This is a genomic window from Cytobacillus sp. GQ23 (assembly GCF_059758675.1).
Map to the genome: position 1 here is coordinate 118,929 of NZ_JCAXER010000016.1, position 16,808 is coordinate 135,736.

General features: G+C 42.0%; 17 protein-coding genes. All 17 read left to right on the plus strand.

Going from position 1 to position 16,808, the window contains the following annotated elements; genetic code table 11:
- Window position 1 precedes the first annotated feature (1 nt).
- The 17 genes from mgsA to AC6CHU_RS15045 all read left to right on the plus strand — a co-directional run bounded on the left by mgsA (window position 2) and on the right by AC6CHU_RS15045 (window position 16,801).
- Entirely contained in the window at window positions 2–424 is a 423-nt protein-coding gene (gene mgsA, locus AC6CHU_RS14965; protein ID WP_159864294.1) for a methylglyoxal synthase, read from the plus strand.
- Entirely contained in the window at window positions 411–1,127 is a 717-nt protein-coding gene (gene bshB1, locus AC6CHU_RS14970) for a bacillithiol biosynthesis deacetylase BshB1 (RefSeq protein ID WP_159864291.1), read from the plus strand. Before mgsA ends, bshB1 begins: the two co-directional genes overlap by 14 nt.
- Window positions 1,124–2,266 (plus strand): N-acetyl-alpha-D-glucosaminyl L-malate synthase BshA, encoded by a 1,143-nt coding sequence (gene bshA, locus AC6CHU_RS14975; protein ID WP_498122164.1) that lies wholly within the window; start codon window positions 1,124–1,126, stop codon window positions 2,264–2,266. The genes bshB1 and bshA overlap by 4 nt, the downstream gene beginning before the upstream one ends.
- Complete coding sequence (locus AC6CHU_RS14980; protein WP_498122166.1) at window positions 2,266–3,474, plus strand: CCA tRNA nucleotidyltransferase; 1,209 nt, start codon at window positions 2,266–2,268, stop codon at window positions 3,472–3,474. The genes bshA and AC6CHU_RS14980 overlap by 1 nt, the downstream gene beginning before the upstream one ends.
- Window positions 3,447–4,430 carry a biotin--[acetyl-CoA-carboxylase] ligase gene (locus AC6CHU_RS14985; protein WP_159864282.1) on the plus strand — a complete coding sequence of 328 codons (984 nt, stop codon included), beginning with the start codon at window positions 3,447–3,449 and terminating at the stop codon, window positions 4,428–4,430. Before AC6CHU_RS14980 ends, AC6CHU_RS14985 begins: the two co-directional genes overlap by 28 nt.
- A 343-nt stretch (window positions 4,431–4,773) precedes the next feature.
- Window positions 4,774–5,610, plus strand: a complete 837-nt coding sequence (gene panB, locus AC6CHU_RS14990; RefSeq protein ID WP_498122168.1) for a 3-methyl-2-oxobutanoate hydroxymethyltransferase — start codon at window positions 4,774–4,776, stop codon at window positions 5,608–5,610.
- The gene (gene panC, locus AC6CHU_RS14995; protein ID WP_498122170.1) at window positions 5,607–6,464 is read left to right on the plus strand and encodes a pantoate--beta-alanine ligase; all 858 of its coding nucleotides are present in this window, start codon (window positions 5,607–5,609) and stop codon (window positions 6,462–6,464) included. Before panB ends, panC begins: the two co-directional genes overlap by 4 nt.
- A 14-nt stretch (window positions 6,465–6,478) precedes the next feature.
- A complete protein-coding gene (panD, locus tag AC6CHU_RS15000; protein ID WP_159864276.1) occupies window positions 6,479–6,862 on the plus strand; it encodes an aspartate 1-decarboxylase in 384 nt (127 codons plus the stop codon).
- Between the two features lie 166 nt (window positions 6,863–7,028).
- Window positions 7,029–9,830: an ATP-dependent DNA helicase DinG gene (dinG, locus tag AC6CHU_RS15005; protein WP_498122172.1), complete on the plus strand. Its 2,802-nt coding sequence runs from the start codon at window positions 7,029–7,031 to the stop codon at window positions 9,828–9,830.
- A gap of 356 nt (window positions 9,831–10,186) precedes the next feature.
- Window positions 10,187–11,035: a ComEC/Rec2 family competence protein gene (locus AC6CHU_RS15010; protein WP_251283628.1), complete on the plus strand. Its 849-nt coding sequence runs from the start codon at window positions 10,187–10,189 to the stop codon at window positions 11,033–11,035.
- A gap of 293 nt (window positions 11,036–11,328) precedes the next feature.
- Window positions 11,329–11,499: a YpmA family protein gene (locus AC6CHU_RS15015; RefSeq protein ID WP_009332715.1), complete on the plus strand. Its 171-nt coding sequence runs from the start codon at window positions 11,329–11,331 to the stop codon at window positions 11,497–11,499.
- 15 nt (window positions 11,500–11,514) lie between these two features.
- Window positions 11,515–11,988 carry a cell wall elongation regulator TseB-like domain-containing protein gene (locus AC6CHU_RS15020; RefSeq protein ID WP_159864267.1) on the plus strand — a complete coding sequence of 158 codons (474 nt, stop codon included), beginning with the start codon at window positions 11,515–11,517 and terminating at the stop codon, window positions 11,986–11,988.
- 56 nt (window positions 11,989–12,044) lie between these two features.
- Entirely contained in the window at window positions 12,045–13,229 is a 1,185-nt protein-coding gene (locus tag AC6CHU_RS15025) for a pyridoxal phosphate-dependent aminotransferase (protein ID WP_498122177.1), read from the plus strand.
- A 166-nt stretch (window positions 13,230–13,395) separates the two neighbouring features.
- Complete coding sequence (gene asnS / locus AC6CHU_RS15030; protein ID WP_159864438.1) at window positions 13,396–14,688, plus strand: asparagine--tRNA ligase; 1,293 nt, start codon at window positions 13,396–13,398, stop codon at window positions 14,686–14,688.
- A gap of 173 nt (window positions 14,689–14,861) precedes the next feature.
- Window positions 14,862–15,572 (plus strand): DnaD domain-containing protein, encoded by a 711-nt coding sequence (locus tag AC6CHU_RS15035; RefSeq protein ID WP_159864261.1) that lies wholly within the window; start codon window positions 14,862–14,864, stop codon window positions 15,570–15,572.
- 48 nt (window positions 15,573–15,620) lie between these two features.
- Window positions 15,621–16,277, plus strand: coding sequence for an endonuclease III (gene nth, locus AC6CHU_RS15040; protein WP_159864258.1), 657 nt, complete (start codon window positions 15,621–15,623; stop codon window positions 16,275–16,277).
- Window positions 16,274–16,801 carry a YpoC family protein gene (locus AC6CHU_RS15045; protein WP_251283627.1) on the plus strand — a complete coding sequence of 176 codons (528 nt, stop codon included), beginning with the start codon at window positions 16,274–16,276 and terminating at the stop codon, window positions 16,799–16,801. Before nth ends, AC6CHU_RS15045 begins: the two co-directional genes overlap by 4 nt.
- Window positions 16,802–16,808: the final 7 nt, after the last annotated feature.

Sequence of the window (16,808 nt, forward strand, 5' to 3'; positions counted from 1 at the left end):
CATGAATATTGCCCTAATTGCCCATGATAAGAAAAAGGACGATATTGTTAGGTTTGCAATCGCCTATAAATCTATCCTTGCTGATCATACGCTTTATGCAACCGGAACAACCGGTTCACGAATCATGAAAGAAACAGGCCTTTCCATACATCGTTTTCAGTCCGGGCCGCTTGGCGGAGACCAGGAAATTGGAGCTCTAATTGCCAACAATAAAATGGATGTGGTATTTTTCTTCAGAGATCCCCTGACAGTTCAGCCCCATGAGCCGGATGTCTCAGCTTTAGTGCGCCTTTGTGACGTTTATGCTGTACCGCTCGCCACCAATATGGGCACAGCGGAAATTATTATTAAAGGCCTGGAACGCAACGATTTATCATGGAGGAATATCGTAAGTGAAAAAGGTGAAATGAATGAACCCAGCTAAACTTGATATTCTGGCATTTGGTGCGCATGCTGATGATGTTGAAATCGGCATGGGCGGAACTATTGCCAAATTTGCCTCTGCCGGAAAACAGATTGGAATATGCGACTTGACCCGGGCAGAGCTTTCTTCCAATGGAACGATAGAAATCCGAAAAGACGAAGCTTTGAAAGCAGCGGACATTCTGGGAGTTCGTATTCGGGAGAATCTTAACCTGCCTGACAGGGGCTTATTTTATAACCAGGAATACATAAAAAAGATTGCTGAAATGATCCGGAGATATAGGCCTGCAATTGTGTTTGCGCCATATATGGAAGACAGGCATCCAGACCATGGGCACTGTGCCCGCCTGGTGGAAGAAGCTGTTTTTTCAGCAGGAATCAGGAATTTTGAAACAGGCGGCAATCCTGGTCCGCATAAGGTGAAAAGCCTTCACTTTTACATGATAAATGGTTTCCATAAGCCTGACTTTCTGATTGATATATCCGCTTATATGGATAAAAAAATTGCAGGTCTTGAAGCTTACCAGAGTCAATTTACTAAAAGCCCGGGTTCTTTTGATACACCGCTTGTCAATGGTTATATTGAAACTGTTGCAGCGAGGGAAAGCCTGTTTGGAAAACAGGCAGGAGTTCAGTATGCAGAGGGTTTTAAGGTTAATAATCCCTTACTGCTAAATATGGATATATTCGGTGGAGAATTATGAGAAAAAAATTAAAAATAGGGATCACCTGCTATCCTACTGTGGGAGGATCAGGTGTTGTGGCGACGGAATTAGGGAAATTGCTTGCCGAAAAAGGCCATGAGATTCATTTTATTTCATCCAGTCTTCCTTTTAGACTGAAAAGAATGTACCCCAATATTTTTTATCACCAGGTGGATGTCAATCAATATTCTGTATTTCAATACGCACCTTATGATATTGCGCTTGCAAGCAAAATGGCAGAAGTGATAAAACGTGAAGGGCTTGATCTGCTTCATGTGCATTATGCAATTCCCCATGCCGTTTGTGCGATTCTGGCAAAGCAGATGAGCGGTACAGATATTAAGATTGTTACCACCCTTCATGGGACAGATATTACAGTTCTCGGGTATGACCCGTCACTTACAGATGCGATCCGGTTTGGAATCGAAAAATCTGATGGAGTTACAGCTGTTTCCAAAGCGTTAATATCACAAACTTATGACCTGATCAAACCTGATAAGTCCATAAGTGCTGTTAATAACTTTATAGATGAAAGAATTTATAGAAAAACCGATTCTCATTACCTTAAAGAAGAATATGGCATTAACCCCGGTGAAAAGGTGATCATTCATGTTTCAAATTTCCGCGGTGTAAAGCGGGTGCCGGATGTTGTTAAAGCCTTTGCAAAGATATCTGAAAAAGTTCCTTCAAAGCTCCTGTTAGTAGGAGACGGACCGGAAATGAGTGTTATATGCAGACTGGTGAATGATCTGCAGCTTAAAGACAAGGTTTTGTTTTTGGGAAAGCAGGATAATGTGGAGGAGCTTTACAGCATCAGTGATTTAATGCTCTTATTATCCGAGAAGGAAAGCTTTGGACTTGTTGCCCTTGAGGCAATGGCATGCGGAGTGCCATGCATCGGTACAGATGTCGGCGGGATTCCCGAAGTAATAAGCGATGGTGAGACCGGCTATATTTGCACCATGGGTGATATAACTGATATCTCGCGAAAAGCAGCTAAATTGTTAACTGATGAGAAACTGCTTAAGAAGTTTTCTTCTCAATCCATCTCACTTGCAAAGGAAAGGTTCAGTGCCGGCCGTATTGTCATTCAATATGAAGAGCTTTATTATGAACTTCTGGAAAAAGGTGACCGCTGATGAATGAAGCTTTCGAAAAGGCAGTACCTGTCCTTGAGAAGTTAGAAGCTTCAGGTTATGAGGCTTATTTTGTAGGAGGTTCGGTCAGGGATTATATTCTTGGAAAAGAAATAGCAGACGTCGATATTGCCACTTCAGCTACCCCGGAGGAAGTAAAAGCTATTTTCTCAAAAACCCTAGATGTGGGTATTGAGCATGGTACTGTGGTGGTTCTATATCATGGCACACCTTATGAAATTACAACCTTCAGAACAGAGGCGGAATATCTGGACTTTAGGCGGCCATCAGAAGTGCAATTTATCAGATCACTTGAAGAGGATTTGAGAAGAAGAGATTTTACGATGAACGCCATTGCTATGGATAAAGACGGGCAGCTTATTGATCCCTTTAACGGCAGGGGCGCTATAGAGGAAAAAAGAATCTGCACTGTAGGCAAGCCGGCTGAGAGATTTACAGAAGATGCCCTTCGAATGATGAGAGCAGTCCGGTTTTTCAGTCAGCTGGCATTTGAGATTGAGAAAGATACTTATGATGCGCTGGCATCTCTATCTCATTTACTTGAAAACATTGCAGTGGAAAGAAAGCTGGCAGAGTTTGAAAAGCTGTTGGCAGGAACCGGCAGGATGAAAGCCCTTAAGGTTATAGCGGAAACCGGATTGTCTAATTATCTTCCAAAATTGTCCGGCTTTGAGCAGGAATTGAAAGAAGCGGTAAATTATAATGCATCTGATCTGACAGCAGATGAAATGTGGGCCCTTCTTGCCTGCCTCTTTAAGCTGGACGAGTCGCAGACTGAAGCTTTTCTGAAAAGCTGGAAACTGCCTGTAAAGAGGATAAAAAAGATAGTGTCGATCATAAGCTGGATCAGGTACAGAGCTAAAAACGAGTGGGATAACTATTCCCTTTATCAGGCAGGGGGCAAATTCCTGAACGCGGAACGGGTCCGGAACGTTATCCAGCATGAGGACTCAAGCAGGGGAACAGATATTCTGCTGAGTCAATATCACTCCCTGCCGATTAAAGAGAGAAGCGATCTGGAGCTTAATGGAGATCAGCTTATGCATTGGTTTGGAAAACCCCCTGGTCCATGGATAAAAGCAGAGCTTGAAAAGACTGAAAAAGCAGTATTGCGCGGGGAATTGAGAAATAGCAATGAATCCATAAGGGAGTGGCTCATAAAGTGCAATCAGAAATCAGGAACAAATTGATTGATGCTTTTACGACAAGTGATGAAAATTACCTTTCAGGCCAGTATTTAGCTGACCTGATTGGCTGTTCAAGAACGGCTGTGTGGAAGCATATTGAAGAGCTGAGGAAAGAAGGCTTTGAATTGGAAGCGGTCAGAAGAAAAGGCTACCGCATAATAAAAACACCTGAAAAGGTTACTCCTGATGAAATAAGGCTTGGTTTGCAGACTGAAACACTTGGACGCCAGATTCATCATGAAGAAAGTGTTGATTCAACTCAGAAGATTGCGCATCGCCTTGCTTACGAGGGTGCACAGGAAGGAACGATCGTCATAGCTGAAGAACAGCTTTCAGGCAGGGGGAGAATGGACAGGAGATGGCATTCCCCAAAATCAACAGGCATTTGGATGAGTGTTATTCTTAGACCGAACATTCCGCCTCCGAAAGCACCGCAGCTGACATTGATTACAGCAGTGGCTGTTGTACAGGCAATTGAAGAGCTGACCGATTTATCACCGCAAATTAAATGGCCGAATGATATTTTGATGAACGGGAAAAAGGTTACTGGAATTCTGACAGAACTGCAGGCGGATGCAGACCGGATTATTTCTATTATCATTGGCATTGGCATCAACGTTAATCAGCAGCTGGATGATTATCCCGATGAGCTTAAAGAAGTTGCTACTTCATTATCCATTGAAAAAGGCGAAAAGCTTTCAAGAGCTGAGCTGATTAAGATCTTGCTTGGTAAATTGGAAAATCTGTATAAACTTTATTTGGAAAAGGGCTTTTATCCGATTAAACTGTTATGGGAAAGTTATGCAGTCAGCATCGGCAAGAACCTTACCGCAAGAACGATTACCGGAAGCATATATGGCAAGGCTCTTGGTATTACCGATGATGGGGTCCTGATGATTGAAGACAGCAGCGGGAAAGTCCATCACGTATATTCTGCAGACATTGAGCTGGATGCCTAGAATTCCGGCCAGAAATTTTTTATAGCCAAATCTTTTGCCTTTTTGTTATACTTTTTATGGGCAGTATCCTTAACAGAACTGCACCTTTTTGAGGAATTACCAACATAATATTTCTGCCTAGATCCAAAAATGGACCGGGACAGAGGGATAAACTGATATATGAGCTATTTACAAAATCCTTCTGCCATCAGAAGGGTTTTTTTAATGTTTATAAAACTTCGATAACTTTCTAGCTCCAGCATCTGCCCCACGAGGTCACGCTTGTCGGGGTGGGCAAGGCGCTTCCGCTTTTCCTGCTCATTTTGAAGTTTTATTGCCTCTTCCTGAATAAGGAGGACGAATGATGAAGCAAACAACAGACTTTTTAAGAATGAAGGAAAATCATGAGAAAATTGTTATGCTGACCGCCTATGATTTCCCTGCTGCTAAACACGCTGAAAAAGCCGATGTGGACATGATACTTGTCGGGGATTCACTTGGTATGGTAGTGCTTGGCTATGATTCAACAGTACCTGTTACGATGGAGGATATGATTCATCATGGAAAAGCTGTCAAACGAGGGGCACAACAAACTTTTATTGTGATTGACATGCCGTTTATGAGCTATCATTTGTCCGAGAAAGATACACTGTTAAGTGCGGCAAGGCTCATTCAGGAGACAGGTGCACATGCTGTTAAGCTTGAAGGCGGTGATGATGTCGCACAGCAAATCAGGGCTTTAACTAAAGCAGGCATTCCTGTAGTTGCCCATCTTGGACTGACCCCGCAATCCGTAGGGGTCCTTGGAGGCTATAAGGTCCAGGGGAAAAACGCTGAAGCAGCGAGAAAACTGATAGAGGATGCAAGGGAATGTGAGAAAGCCGGAGCCTTTTCCCTTGTTCTTGAGTGCGTTCCAAAACAGCTGGCAAAGCAGATTACGGAAGAATTGAGAATTCCAGTGATTGGAATTGGGGCCGGAAAAGACACTGATGGACAGGTCCTTGTGTACCATGATGTATTGGGATACGGTGTAGATCGTGTGCCCAAGTTCGTGAAACAGTATGAAAACCTGAACCCGATAATCGGCGACAGCCTTACTAAGTATTCCGCGGAAGTCAAGAATGGAACATTCCCTGATGATTCCCATTCTTTCAGAATGAAAGAGGAAGAGCTTCTGAGTTTATATGGAGGAAAAGCATGAGAACGATTACAGATATAAGAGAAATGCAAAGTATTGCTTTGCAGCTTAAAAGGGAAGGAAAAGCAATCGGCTTTGTACCGACAATGGGATATTTGCATGAAGGCCATCTATCATTAGTAAGAAATGCAAGGAAAGAAAATGATATAACAGTTGTCAGCATCTTTGTCAATCCGCTGCAATTTGGCCCAAAAGAAGATTTAGCGACATACCCAAGGGATTTAGAGCGTGACAGCAGCCTTGCAAAGAAAGAGGGCTGCGATTATCTTTTCTTTCCTTCAGCAGATGATATGTATCCTTCCACATTGTCCGTAACGGCTAAGGTACAGGAGCGGACAGATGTTTTATGCGGAAAGTCCCGGCCTGGACATTTTGATGGTGTCGCCACAGTCCTGATAAAACTTTTCAACATTGTTCAGCCGGATAAGGTTTATTTTGGAATGAAGGATGCCCAGCAGGTGGCTGTTGTTGACGGACTTGTACGAGACTTTAATATTCCAGTCGAGATTGTCCCTGTAAAGACCGTCAGAGAGGAAGATGGCCTTGCCAAGAGCTCGCGGAATGTACATCTTTTGCCGCCAGAACGCGACCAGGCTTCTGCTCTCCACCAAAGTCTTAAGGTTGCGGAATCACTGATAGCCGAAGGGGAGTACGATCCCGTGAAGGTTATCAGCAGCATCAAAGAATTTATTGAAAAAAACACAAGCGGGGAAATAGATTATATTGAAATTCTATCCTATCCTGATCTTAAACCGCTTTCCCGTCTGGAAGAAAAGGTAATTATCGCAATGGCCGTTAAATTTAGTAAGGCCCGCTTAATCGATAACACAATATTATCAGTTCAAAAAGATAGCTAAGGGAGGAAGTCAGCATGTTTCGCACCATGATGAATGGCAAGATCCATCGTGCAACAGTAACAGAAGCCAATTTAAATTATGTTGGCAGCATCACTATTGATACAAATATTATTGAAGCGGTAGGAATGGCACCAAATGAAAAGGTCCAAATTGTGAATAATAACAATGGTGCAAGATTTGAAACCTATATCATTCCTGGGGAAAGAGGCAGTGGAGTAATCTGTGTGAATGGGGCAGCTGCACGTCTTGTTCAGGAAGGCGACATTGTCATAATCATTTCATATGCTCTTGTTCCTGATGAAAAGGTGCCATATCATGAACCAAAGGTAGCCATAATGGACAGCAGAAATCGGATCACTGACATGATACATGCAGAACCGGAAAGCACAGTGCTATAGTGTATTAACCAGAGCGGAACTCTTTTGGAGCTTCGGCTCTTTTTTATAATCGGCAGCGAATAAGGGACCTGAGCAAGTGAAGAAAATAAAGAGGGAGAAGTATTTGCCTTTTTCTTTTTCCGTTTTTGTGATACCTTTTGAATGACTGAATATAGAGGTGTTAGCCATGGGTAATAAATATGTTGTAGTGGATTTGGAAACAACCGGGAACGCCCCCAAAAAAGGCGATAAAATAATACAATTCGCTGCTGTGGTAATTGAAAACGGAAAAATAACAGAGCAATATTCCTCCCTTATTAACCCGGAGCAATCCATTCCCCCTTTCATTGAAGAACTGACAGGTTTGTCAGATGAAATGGTTGAGAACGCCCCGCTTTTCTCGGAGGTTGCCCCTAAAGTTCTGACTTTGCTTGAGGGTGCCTATTTTGTGGCTCACAATGTTTTGTTTGATCTGTCTTTTCTGCAGGAGGAATTGATTGAAGCGGGATATAACGGGTTTTACGGTCCTGTCCTGGATACAGTGGAGATGGCGCGAATTCTTTTTCCCACTGCAGATAGCTATAAATTGTCGGATCTGGCACTTCGGGAAGGCCTTAATCATGAACGTCCCCATCAGGCAGACAGCGATGCATATGTTACGGCTGAACTCCTGTTAATATTGTTGAATAAGCTTAAAAACCTTCCTCATACCACCATTGAACGCCTGCATAAGCTGTCTGGAGGCTTAAAGAGTGACCTTGATATACTTTTGGACGAGCACCATTTAATTAATGAAAGTAAGATTGAGCAGCTTGCAGATGATATTGAAGTTCACCGGGGGATTGCTTTAAAAAGAGGGATGGGACAGCAGGCGTCTGCAGACTCAGAGTTTCAGGGCTTTCCTATTCGTGAAGAGGAAAAACAGGCTTTGTTCATTAAAGCTTTCCCTGCCTATGAAAAAAGGGAAGGCCAATTCATCATGATGGATTCAGTTTATGAGGCTTTTAATAACAAACAGCATGCATTGATAGAGGCAGGGACTGGTGTAGGGAAATCCTTGGCATATCTCGTTCCTGCAGCTCTATATGCTAAGAAGAGCGGAAGAACTGTCATTATCAGTACATATACAACACAGCTGCAGGAGCAGCTGCTTTCTAAGGATATTCCCCTGCTGCAAAAAATGCTGTCATTTTCGCTTAGCACTGTATTGCTAAAGGGGAGAAGCCACTATATAAGCCTTGCGAAGTTTGTCCAAACGCTAAGAGATGAGGAAGATAATTATGATACAATCCTCAGTAAAATGCAGATTCTTGTCTGGCTTCTGGAGACTGATACGGGTGATATTGATGAATTAAACCTCTCAAGCGGCGGGATGATCTACTGGAGCAGAATTAAGAATGATGAAACAGCATTTTTGCAGGATAAGTCGTGGATCTCCAGAGATTTTTATCTGAGGGCAAGAAAGGAAGCACAAAACGCTGATATCATCATTACGAATCATTCCCTGCTTTTAACTGATCTTACAGCAAGTAATGCTATTTTGCCGGAATTCAGCCATGTGGTGATCGATGAGGGGCATCATTTTGTTAAGGCTTCCGGGAAACATTTCGGAAACAAGCTGGATTATTTATCATTGCGGCTGCTGCTTGGACAAATTGGAATGATTGAACAGAAACAGCTTTACTATAAGCTGGAGAAGCTTGTGGAGGAGAAAGCAGGGACACGTGATGATCTCATGCATTCCTTTGAAGTCAACCAAGTGATAACTGATATTCTTCATGAAATGGATGAATTGTTTAGAGTAATAGCGATTTTTGCTAAAAAGAACAATAAAGCTAAAAAAAGTGTAAATCGAATTTCAGTAAGATTTAATAAAAATGGCTCCAATAAGGAAACGAAGGCAGTATTAACGAGTGCCGAACGTTTTGGTTTCATGCTTAAGGATTTAATCCAGGCTATAGACAGCCGTGTGTGTGCAGTTTCAGCTATTAAATCGGCTCTTTCTCTTGAGGAAAAGGCATTAATGGAGGAAGTGGCTTCTATTGTGGATGATTTGCGGGATATAAATGATGATTTAAATCACATCTTTCACTTGCCGGCCGAGGAATTTGTTGTATGGGTAGAAATGGATACCCGCTCAGCGCAAAACGCCACGACTGTTTATGCACAGCCTGTATCGGTTTCTGATTACCTTAAAGATCAATTCTTCAGCCAAAAGGAAAGTGCAGTCATTACATCTGCCACTTTATCTGTAAAAAATTCTTTTAGTTTCATCTTAAAGGAATTGGGGCTGGAGGAGCATCAATGCACGCTTAAGCAAATTCAATCTCCTTTTGATTATCAGAATCAGGTTAAGCTCTTAGTTTCTGATGATTTGCCTGAAGTAAATGCAGTGCCACTCGAAGAGTATGTGGCATCCATTACCGAGCATATTATTTCAATTGCGGAAGCAGCAAAGGGAAGAATGCTGATACTTTTCACTTCACATGAAATGTTAAGGAGAACCCATGAGCTTATCAAGGAATCAGGGTTCCTGGAGGATTATGCTATTATTGCCCAGGGTGTGACAAGCGGAAGCAGATCAAGGCTCACGAGAAACTTTCAGCGTTTTGAAAAGGCCATTCTCTTAGGGACAAGCAGCTTTTGGGAGGGTGTTGATATCCCGGGTGAGGATCTTTCCTGTCTGGTAATTGTAAGACTGCCTTTTTCTCCGCCTGATGAACCGATGGCGCAGGCAAAAAATGAGCAAATTGCCAATAAAGGAAAAAACCCGTTCTCCGAATACTCATTGCCTGAGGCAATTATCCGCTTTAAGCAGGGGGTTGGGAGGCTGATAAGAACAAGTTCCGATAGGGGGGTCATCGTCATATTTGACCGGAGAATCATCACCGCAAGATATGGAAAAGCATTCCTGGATTCCATTCCTCCTATCCCTGTTGAGAAAAACAATATTGATGAAATTGTTGAATTGATTAATACTTGGCTATAAAATTCAGTGTATTTTCACTTTCTTTTTAGGCTGTTTTCATAAGAGTTGTTGCTTTTGTATCCTAGTTTCTGAGTTGTTGCAGCGGAAGGTGCGAGGACAGGTGAGACCCCGCCGACGCGCAGCGCCGAGGAGGCTCACCGCAGCTCCGCAGAACGCTTGGGCAGCCCTTCGCAGCAAATAACGGCAACATTGATAGGCGAAAACAATAATTTACACGAAAAGAGCCTGCTTTTATGATGACAAAGGTCCGTTAAGCAGGATAAATTTAGATGATTAACACATTATAAATTTGTTGGGTTTCAATTTTATTAGCTGTTTCTCAATCTGCTCTGTTTCAATGTAGGAGGAATGGAAAGATGAACGCGCTGTTCGCATTTATGGTGCTGTTTGCAAATTGGTATTACATACCTAAAGATTCACCGGCAGTTCCTGTTAAAGTGGAAAGCATTGACCTAAAACTAAAAAGTGATGAACTGGCTATGACATTTTTTTCTTTATCCGATGGCGAATCTGCTTTAATTCATCATGGGAATGGCGAAAAAATCCTAATTAACACGGGTGGGAAAGGAACAGAGGGAGAATTAAAAAAGCTCCTTGAATTATATGGCGTTAATCAGATTTCAGCAGTCATCCTGACAGATGAGGAATTATATAATAAGGCAAGCCTTAGATGGCTGATCAAGAACTTCGGGGTAAGGGAAATTATAGCGAGTGAACCAGCAGTTTCAGAGCTGCAGGCTGAGAAAGGAATAAGTAATCTTGATTTTCATTCCTGGAAGCAGAATACAAAGCAGCAGCTTTTTCCGGAATTTCACGCTGATGTTCTATACGAAGGCAGTGATCAGGGAGAAGGGATGGATATTTCCTTTACATTTGAAAGACATCGGATATTGTTTATGAACTCGACAAGCGCAAAAGCCAATGATGTTCTCATGGGAAAAGACTTATCGAATGTGAACATGGTTAAACTGCCTGCATTTGGAAGGGATGGCTCTATATCAGAAGACATGATTAAACACCTTGATCCCCAGATCGGTATTCTTTTTTATAGAAAGTCCATAAAACATGATACAGATCTGTTCAGACTGTTAAATGATGCCTGGGTTGATGTATATTATACAAGGAAGCATGGAACCATCACCATTAAATTTACCGACGTTAATTATGAGCTATTTACGATTTTCCAGGGTGAAAAGTTCAAATAAGAGAAATTAACCTTCACGGAATATTCACAGGGAATATTTTGTGGAGGCGATTATTTTTTCTGCTCACTAAGTGCGGCTTTAGCCATTTTCATCCCGGCAGGAAATGAAAAAGCTGCGCTTATGGCGCAGCATGACGTGGTGGACCAGAAGAAAATTTATTATGTTTTATTACCAGTTTAATCATTTCTGCTGTTATACTGTTACTGAGATTTATTTCTTTGTAAAATTAGTTTAACCTTAACGGTTGGGTATATAAGTTACAAATATTGTAGAGGCTGAGGAGGAATTCCAGAATGGAAAGTAAAATAGAGGTTTTATCTACGGTGAAGATCCAGCAAAGCCCTGATCTGTATAAAATTGTTGATGCCTTGAACAGGACACTAAAAGAGAAAGATTTGATGTTCGGTTTGGCGCTTGATCAGGAAGACCAAAATAAAGCGATTTTTACGATTTATCGTACATAGAAGAGTGATTGAGACATGAAAAAAGCAATATGGAGTATCATTATTCTGCTTGTTATCAGTATTGGAGCAGGTTCTTTAATATATTTTAATAGTATGAAGCCCGTCAAAGCCGCTGAATCAAAGGCCGTAGAACGTGCTAAACAAGAAACGGATCTTGCTGAAACTGAGGATTTCAGTTTATATCATGGCACTGAGACCTGCTATGTAATTGAAGGCAAAGATCATGATGGGACAAGCATATATGTTTGGGTTCCCGAAAAAAAAGGGAAAATTGTTACGCTGAAGCAATCTGAAGGAATTTCCAAAAGTGAAGCCATCAACAGACTTAAGCATGAGAAAAATTCTGCTGAGATCGTGTCTGTCCGGCTGGGGATGGAGAAAAATATTCCATTATGGGAAATTCATTACCGTTCCGGCAATAATTTAATAAATTATTATTATATAGATTTTAAGACAGGGGAATGGCTGAAAAAAATTGAAAACCTGTAGTCTTAGGCAATCGCCGACGCAATGCAGGAGAACTCGGGAGGAAACAAGCAATGGAGATTCAACTGGCACAAAGAGTAAAAGCATTGACACCATCAACAACTCTGGCAATTACTGCTAAAGCTAAGGAGCTAAAAGCCCAGGGACATGATGTTATCGGGCTGGGAGCAGGCGAGCCGGATTTTAATACACCACAGCATATCATTGATGCTGCCGTGAAATCCATGAATGAAGGGCATACAAAATATACACCTTCAGCAGGTCTTCCAGCATTAAAAAAAGAAATTGCAAACAAGTTTAAAAAAGATCAGGGACTTGATTACGACGCTTCAGAAATTATTGTTACCAATGGAGCAAAGCATGGCTTATATACATTGTTCCAGGTATTGCTCAATGAAGGCGATGAAGTCATTATCCCGATTCCTTATTGGGTAAGCTATCCTGAACAGGTTAAACTCGCAGGCGGTGTTCCTGTATATGCAGAGGGAAAAGAGGAAAATGACTTTAAAATCACACCTGAACAGCTGGAAAAAAGCATAACTGATAAAACCAAGGCTGTCATTATCAACTCTCCAAGCAACCCGACAGGCATGCTTTATTCTGCGGAGGAATTAAAGGAGCTGGGAGAGGTATGTTTAAAGCATAATGTTCTGATCATTTCTGATGAGATTTATGAAAAACTCGTATATGGCAGCCATAAGCATACTTCGATTGCTGAGCTTTCACCTGAGCTTAAGGAACAGACCGTAATTATTAACGGGGTCTCCAAATCTCATTCTATGACAGGCTGGAGAATTGGATATGCTGCAGGCAATAAAAGCATTATCAAAGCTATGACCAACCTTGCAAGCCACAGTACATCAAATCCGACAACAACAGCACAATATGGTTCAATCGCTGCATATGCCGGGTCTCAGGATAAGCTTGAAGAAATGCGTGAAGCATTTGAACATCGATTAAATGTAATCTATGATAAATTAATCAGCATTCCAGGCTTTACATGTGTAAAGCCTCAGGGAGCATTTTATCTGTTTCCCAATGTAAAAAAGGCAGCAGAAATGACGGGATTCGCGAGTGTCGATGAATTTGTTGAGTCGCTTCTGGAGGATGCAATGGTCGCAGTCATTCCTGGATCTGGCTTTGGCGCTCCGGATAATATCCGTTTATCCTATGCAACTTCTCTTGAATTATTAGAGAAGGCAGTGGAACGGATGCACGGATTTGTTGAAAGGAATTTAAAATAATAGTGAAGCGGGGAGAGCCGGATTGCATCCGGCTTCCTTCTATGTTTTCCGCCTGAGTAGAGCGTTTTAATATTTACTGTTATTGCTTGTCAATGTGCTTGAAGGTATAATATATAGCGATACATAAGAAGTGATTGCTTAGATTTTTTTGGAGGGAACATAATTGATAAAAACTACAATTTCTCAAGTTCATAAATATGTTGATCAGGAAGTTACCATAGGTGCCTGGATTGCAAACAAGCGTTCAAGCGGAAAGATTGCATTTTTGCAGCTGCGCGATGGAACTGGATTCATTCAAGGTGTAGTGGTGAAAGCGGAAGTGCCGGAGGAGATCTTCCAGGGGGCAAAATCAGTCACTCAGGAATCCTCAGTATATGTGACCGGCAGAATTCAAAAGGACGAGCGTTCTCCTTTCGGATTTGAGATGCTTGTAACAGGACTTGAAATTATTCATCAGGCTGTGGATTATCCTATAACGCCAAAAGAACATGGAACTGAATTCCTAATGGATAATCGCCACTTATGGCTGCGCTCCCGCCGTCAGCATGCAGTCATGAAAATCAGAAATGAAATTATCCGGGCAACTTATGAGTTTTTCAATGAGCAAGGTTTTTCGAAGGTAGATCCGCCAATTCTGACGGGCAGCGCACCGGAAGGCACGTCAGAGCTGTTTGCGACAAAGTACTTTGATGAAGATGCTTATCTTTCCCAAAGCGGCCAGCTTTATATGGAAGCAGCTGCTATGGCTCTTGGAAAAGTATTTTCATTCGGGCCGACTTTCCGTGCTGAAAAATCTAAAACCCGCCGTCATTTAATCGAGTTTTGGATGATCGAACCTGAAATGGCTTTCTGCGAATTTGATGAAAACTTAAAGGTTCAGGAAGAATATGTTGCTCATATTGTTCAGTCTGTACTTAAGAACTGTTCAATTGAGCTTAAAACACTTGGCCGTAATACAGAGAAGCTGGAGAAAATTACGGCTCCATTCCCTCGCATAACATATGATGAAGCAGTTAAGTTTCTTCAGGAAAAAGGCTTCAATGACATTCAGTGGGGAGACGACTTTGGAGCGCCGCATGAGACAGCAATTGCAGAAAGCTACGATAAGCCTGTCTTTATCACACACTATCCTACTTCACTGAAGCCTTTCTATATGCAGCCGGATCCGTCAAGAGAAGATGTTGTACTATGTGCTGACTTGATTGCACCTGAAGGGTATGGTGAAATCATCGGCGGCTCTGAGCGGATACATGATTATGATCTGCTAAAACAGCGCATCGAAGAACATAAACTGGATTTGGATGCTTACAAGTGGTATCTGGAACTTCGCCAATATGGTTCAGTGCCTCATTCCGGATTTGGTCTGGGACTTGAAAGAACAGTTGCCTGGATCAGCGGTGTCGAGCATGTACGTGAAACAATTCCGTTCCCTCGTTTATTAAACCGACTATATCCATAATGAAAATGAATAAATAAAGCAAAAATCCGCCTTTCGCGGATTTTTTGCTTCTTCCAGTTTCGTTAGAACATTCAGAAGAAGGCAGTCAAGCCAAATGTTAATGGAAAAGTTACCGTTTTTTCAACACACTTTGGTCACTGTGTTCATGATATACTGAAAAGGAGGTGTCCCGAATGTCTAAAAATAGTTTATTAAAATGGCTTCAGGAAGGAAATATTTCAATACCTGGAGTCCTTCTGTCACAGTATAAAGAAATGAATTTGAATGAGCATGAACTCGTCCTAATACTTCATGTAATTTCCTATATTGAACATGGGAATGAATTTCCCACCCCTGTAGAATTATCTTCCCGCATGACCATTTCTGTGGCTGAGTGTACGGAAATGCTAAGAAAATTAATCCAAAAAGGCTTTATTGATATTAAGGACAGCTACTCTGCCGATGGAATCAGATTTGAAAGTTACCATCTTGATCCGCTTTGGGAAAAGCTCATTGATCAGTTTCTGCTGAGCGGTAAAAAAGAGGAAGCTGCTAAGATGCATCAGGAGGAGACAGATCTTTATACCTGCTTTGAAAGGGAGTTTGGCAGGCCGCTTTCTCCTTTTGAATGTGAGACACTTGCTCTTTGGATGGATGATGATCACCATGATCCCCATATTATAAAAGCAGCCTTGAGAGAATCTGTCATGTCCGGTAAACTGAACTTCAGATATATAGACAGGATTCTTTTTGAATGGAAAAAGAACGGAATAAAAACGATTGAACAGGCTAAAAGCTATGGGAAAAAATTCAGGCAGAACCAGCCACAGCAGAGGACAAAAAGGGAGGATGCTCCCTCACAGACAACGAAATCTATTCCCTTTTATAATTGGCTTGAGCAGTAAGCAGACACTGCTGCCCGAAAAAAATGAAGATAGTAAGTGGTGATTTCTTTGTTAAATAAAACACAAATTAGACACTGCCTTGATGCAATGGGAGAAATGTTCCCGGAAGCACATTGCGAATTGAATCATTCCAACCCGTTTGAACTGGTCATAGCAGTGGCCCTGTCAGCACAATGTACTGATGCACTGGTTAACAAAGTGACAAGAAACCTGTTCCAAAAGTACAAAACTCCCCAGGATTACCTGGATGTTTCTATAGAGGAATTGCAGGAGGATATCCGCTCCATTGGTCTTTATCGAAACAAAGCTAAGAATATACAAAAGCTATGCAGATTGCTCCTCGATGAATATGAAGGGGAAGTGCCGCGTGACAGAGACGAGCTGACAAAGCTTCCCGGAGTAGGCCGTAAAACGGCTAATGTCGTTGTCTCTGTGGCTTTTGATGTGCCTGCCATTGCGGTTGATACTCACGTGGAACGGGTCAGCAAAAGGCTTGGTTTCTGTCGATGGAAGGACTCTGTATTGGAAGTTGAAAAGGCATTGATGAAGAAAGTGCCGATGGATGAATGGTCAATTACACATCATCGTATGATCTTTTTTGGAAGATACCACTGTAAGGCACAGAATCCTCAATGTGAGATCTGTCCGCTGCTCGATTTATGCCGGGAAGGCAAAAAACGAATGAAGGTGAAGCAGGCAAAATGACCGGAGAAATTGTCATTCCTGTTAAAGAACAATTATGTCATTCCCTATATTATAAAAAGGGTGATTCATTGGCTGTAAAAGTAGAATACCTTTTCACTTTTCAGCCTCTGCCGCCCTTTTTATATGAAGCGGCTTATTATGCGGGGATTCCTGCGTTAAGACCCTGGGAAAACAGTGCTGAATATATTCCGGCTTTGATTGATGAGTGGGCGGGACAGAAGCAGCTTCTGGGGATGCACTTCACAAACCGGAACCAGAAAGCTGCCATAGTTCCGATGAAAGTATCTTTAGGAGTATTTTTACAGCTGCTGTATTGGACAAACAGCAAGCCGGTAAGCCTTCAGGCAGATCACGGAGAATTGCCAATCAAGCCAGTGAATCTTAAAGAACGGCTGGATTTCATTACTGCACGTCCAGCGTTTTATCATTCTTACATACAGCTCTCTGAACTAATCACTGAAACGGAAAAGCAATGTATGAAGATGATGGCATTGGAACAAATGAAGAAAAAGCGCCTTAAATGATAGGCGC

Excerpts from the sequence above, each read along its gene's own strand:
- mgsA (WP_159864294.1), top strand. The coding sequence starts at position 2 with ATGAATATTGCCCTAATTGCCCATGATAAGAAAAAGGACGATATTGTT.
- bshB1 (WP_159864291.1), top strand. The coding sequence starts at position 411 with ATGAACCCAGCTAAACTTGATATTCTGGCATTTGGTGCGCATGCTGAT.
- bshA (WP_498122164.1), top strand. The coding sequence starts at position 1,124 with ATGAGAAAAAAATTAAAAATAGGGATCACCTGCTATCCTACTGTGGGA.
- AC6CHU_RS14980 (WP_498122166.1), top strand. The coding sequence starts at position 2,266 with ATGAATGAAGCTTTCGAAAAGGCAGTACCTGTCCTTGAGAAGTTAGAA.
- panB (WP_498122168.1), top strand. The coding sequence starts at position 4,774 with ATGAAGCAAACAACAGACTTTTTAAGAATGAAGGAAAATCATGAGAAA.
- panC (WP_498122170.1), top strand. The coding sequence starts at position 5,607 with ATGAGAACGATTACAGATATAAGAGAAATGCAAAGTATTGCTTTGCAG.
- panD (WP_159864276.1), top strand. The coding sequence starts at position 6,479 with ATGTTTCGCACCATGATGAATGGCAAGATCCATCGTGCAACAGTAACA.
- dinG (WP_498122172.1), top strand. The coding sequence starts at position 7,029 with ATGGGTAATAAATATGTTGTAGTGGATTTGGAAACAACCGGGAACGCC.
- AC6CHU_RS15010 (WP_251283628.1), top strand. The coding sequence starts at position 10,187 with ATGAACGCGCTGTTCGCATTTATGGTGCTGTTTGCAAATTGGTATTAC.
- AC6CHU_RS15015 (WP_009332715.1), top strand. The coding sequence starts at position 11,329 with ATGGAAAGTAAAATAGAGGTTTTATCTACGGTGAAGATCCAGCAAAGC.
- AC6CHU_RS15020 (WP_159864267.1), top strand. The coding sequence starts at position 11,515 with ATGAAAAAAGCAATATGGAGTATCATTATTCTGCTTGTTATCAGTATT.
- AC6CHU_RS15035 (WP_159864261.1), top strand. The coding sequence starts at position 14,862 with ATGTCTAAAAATAGTTTATTAAAATGGCTTCAGGAAGGAAATATTTCA.
- AC6CHU_RS15045 (WP_251283627.1), top strand. The coding sequence starts at position 16,274 with ATGACCGGAGAAATTGTCATTCCTGTTAAAGAACAATTATGTCATTCC.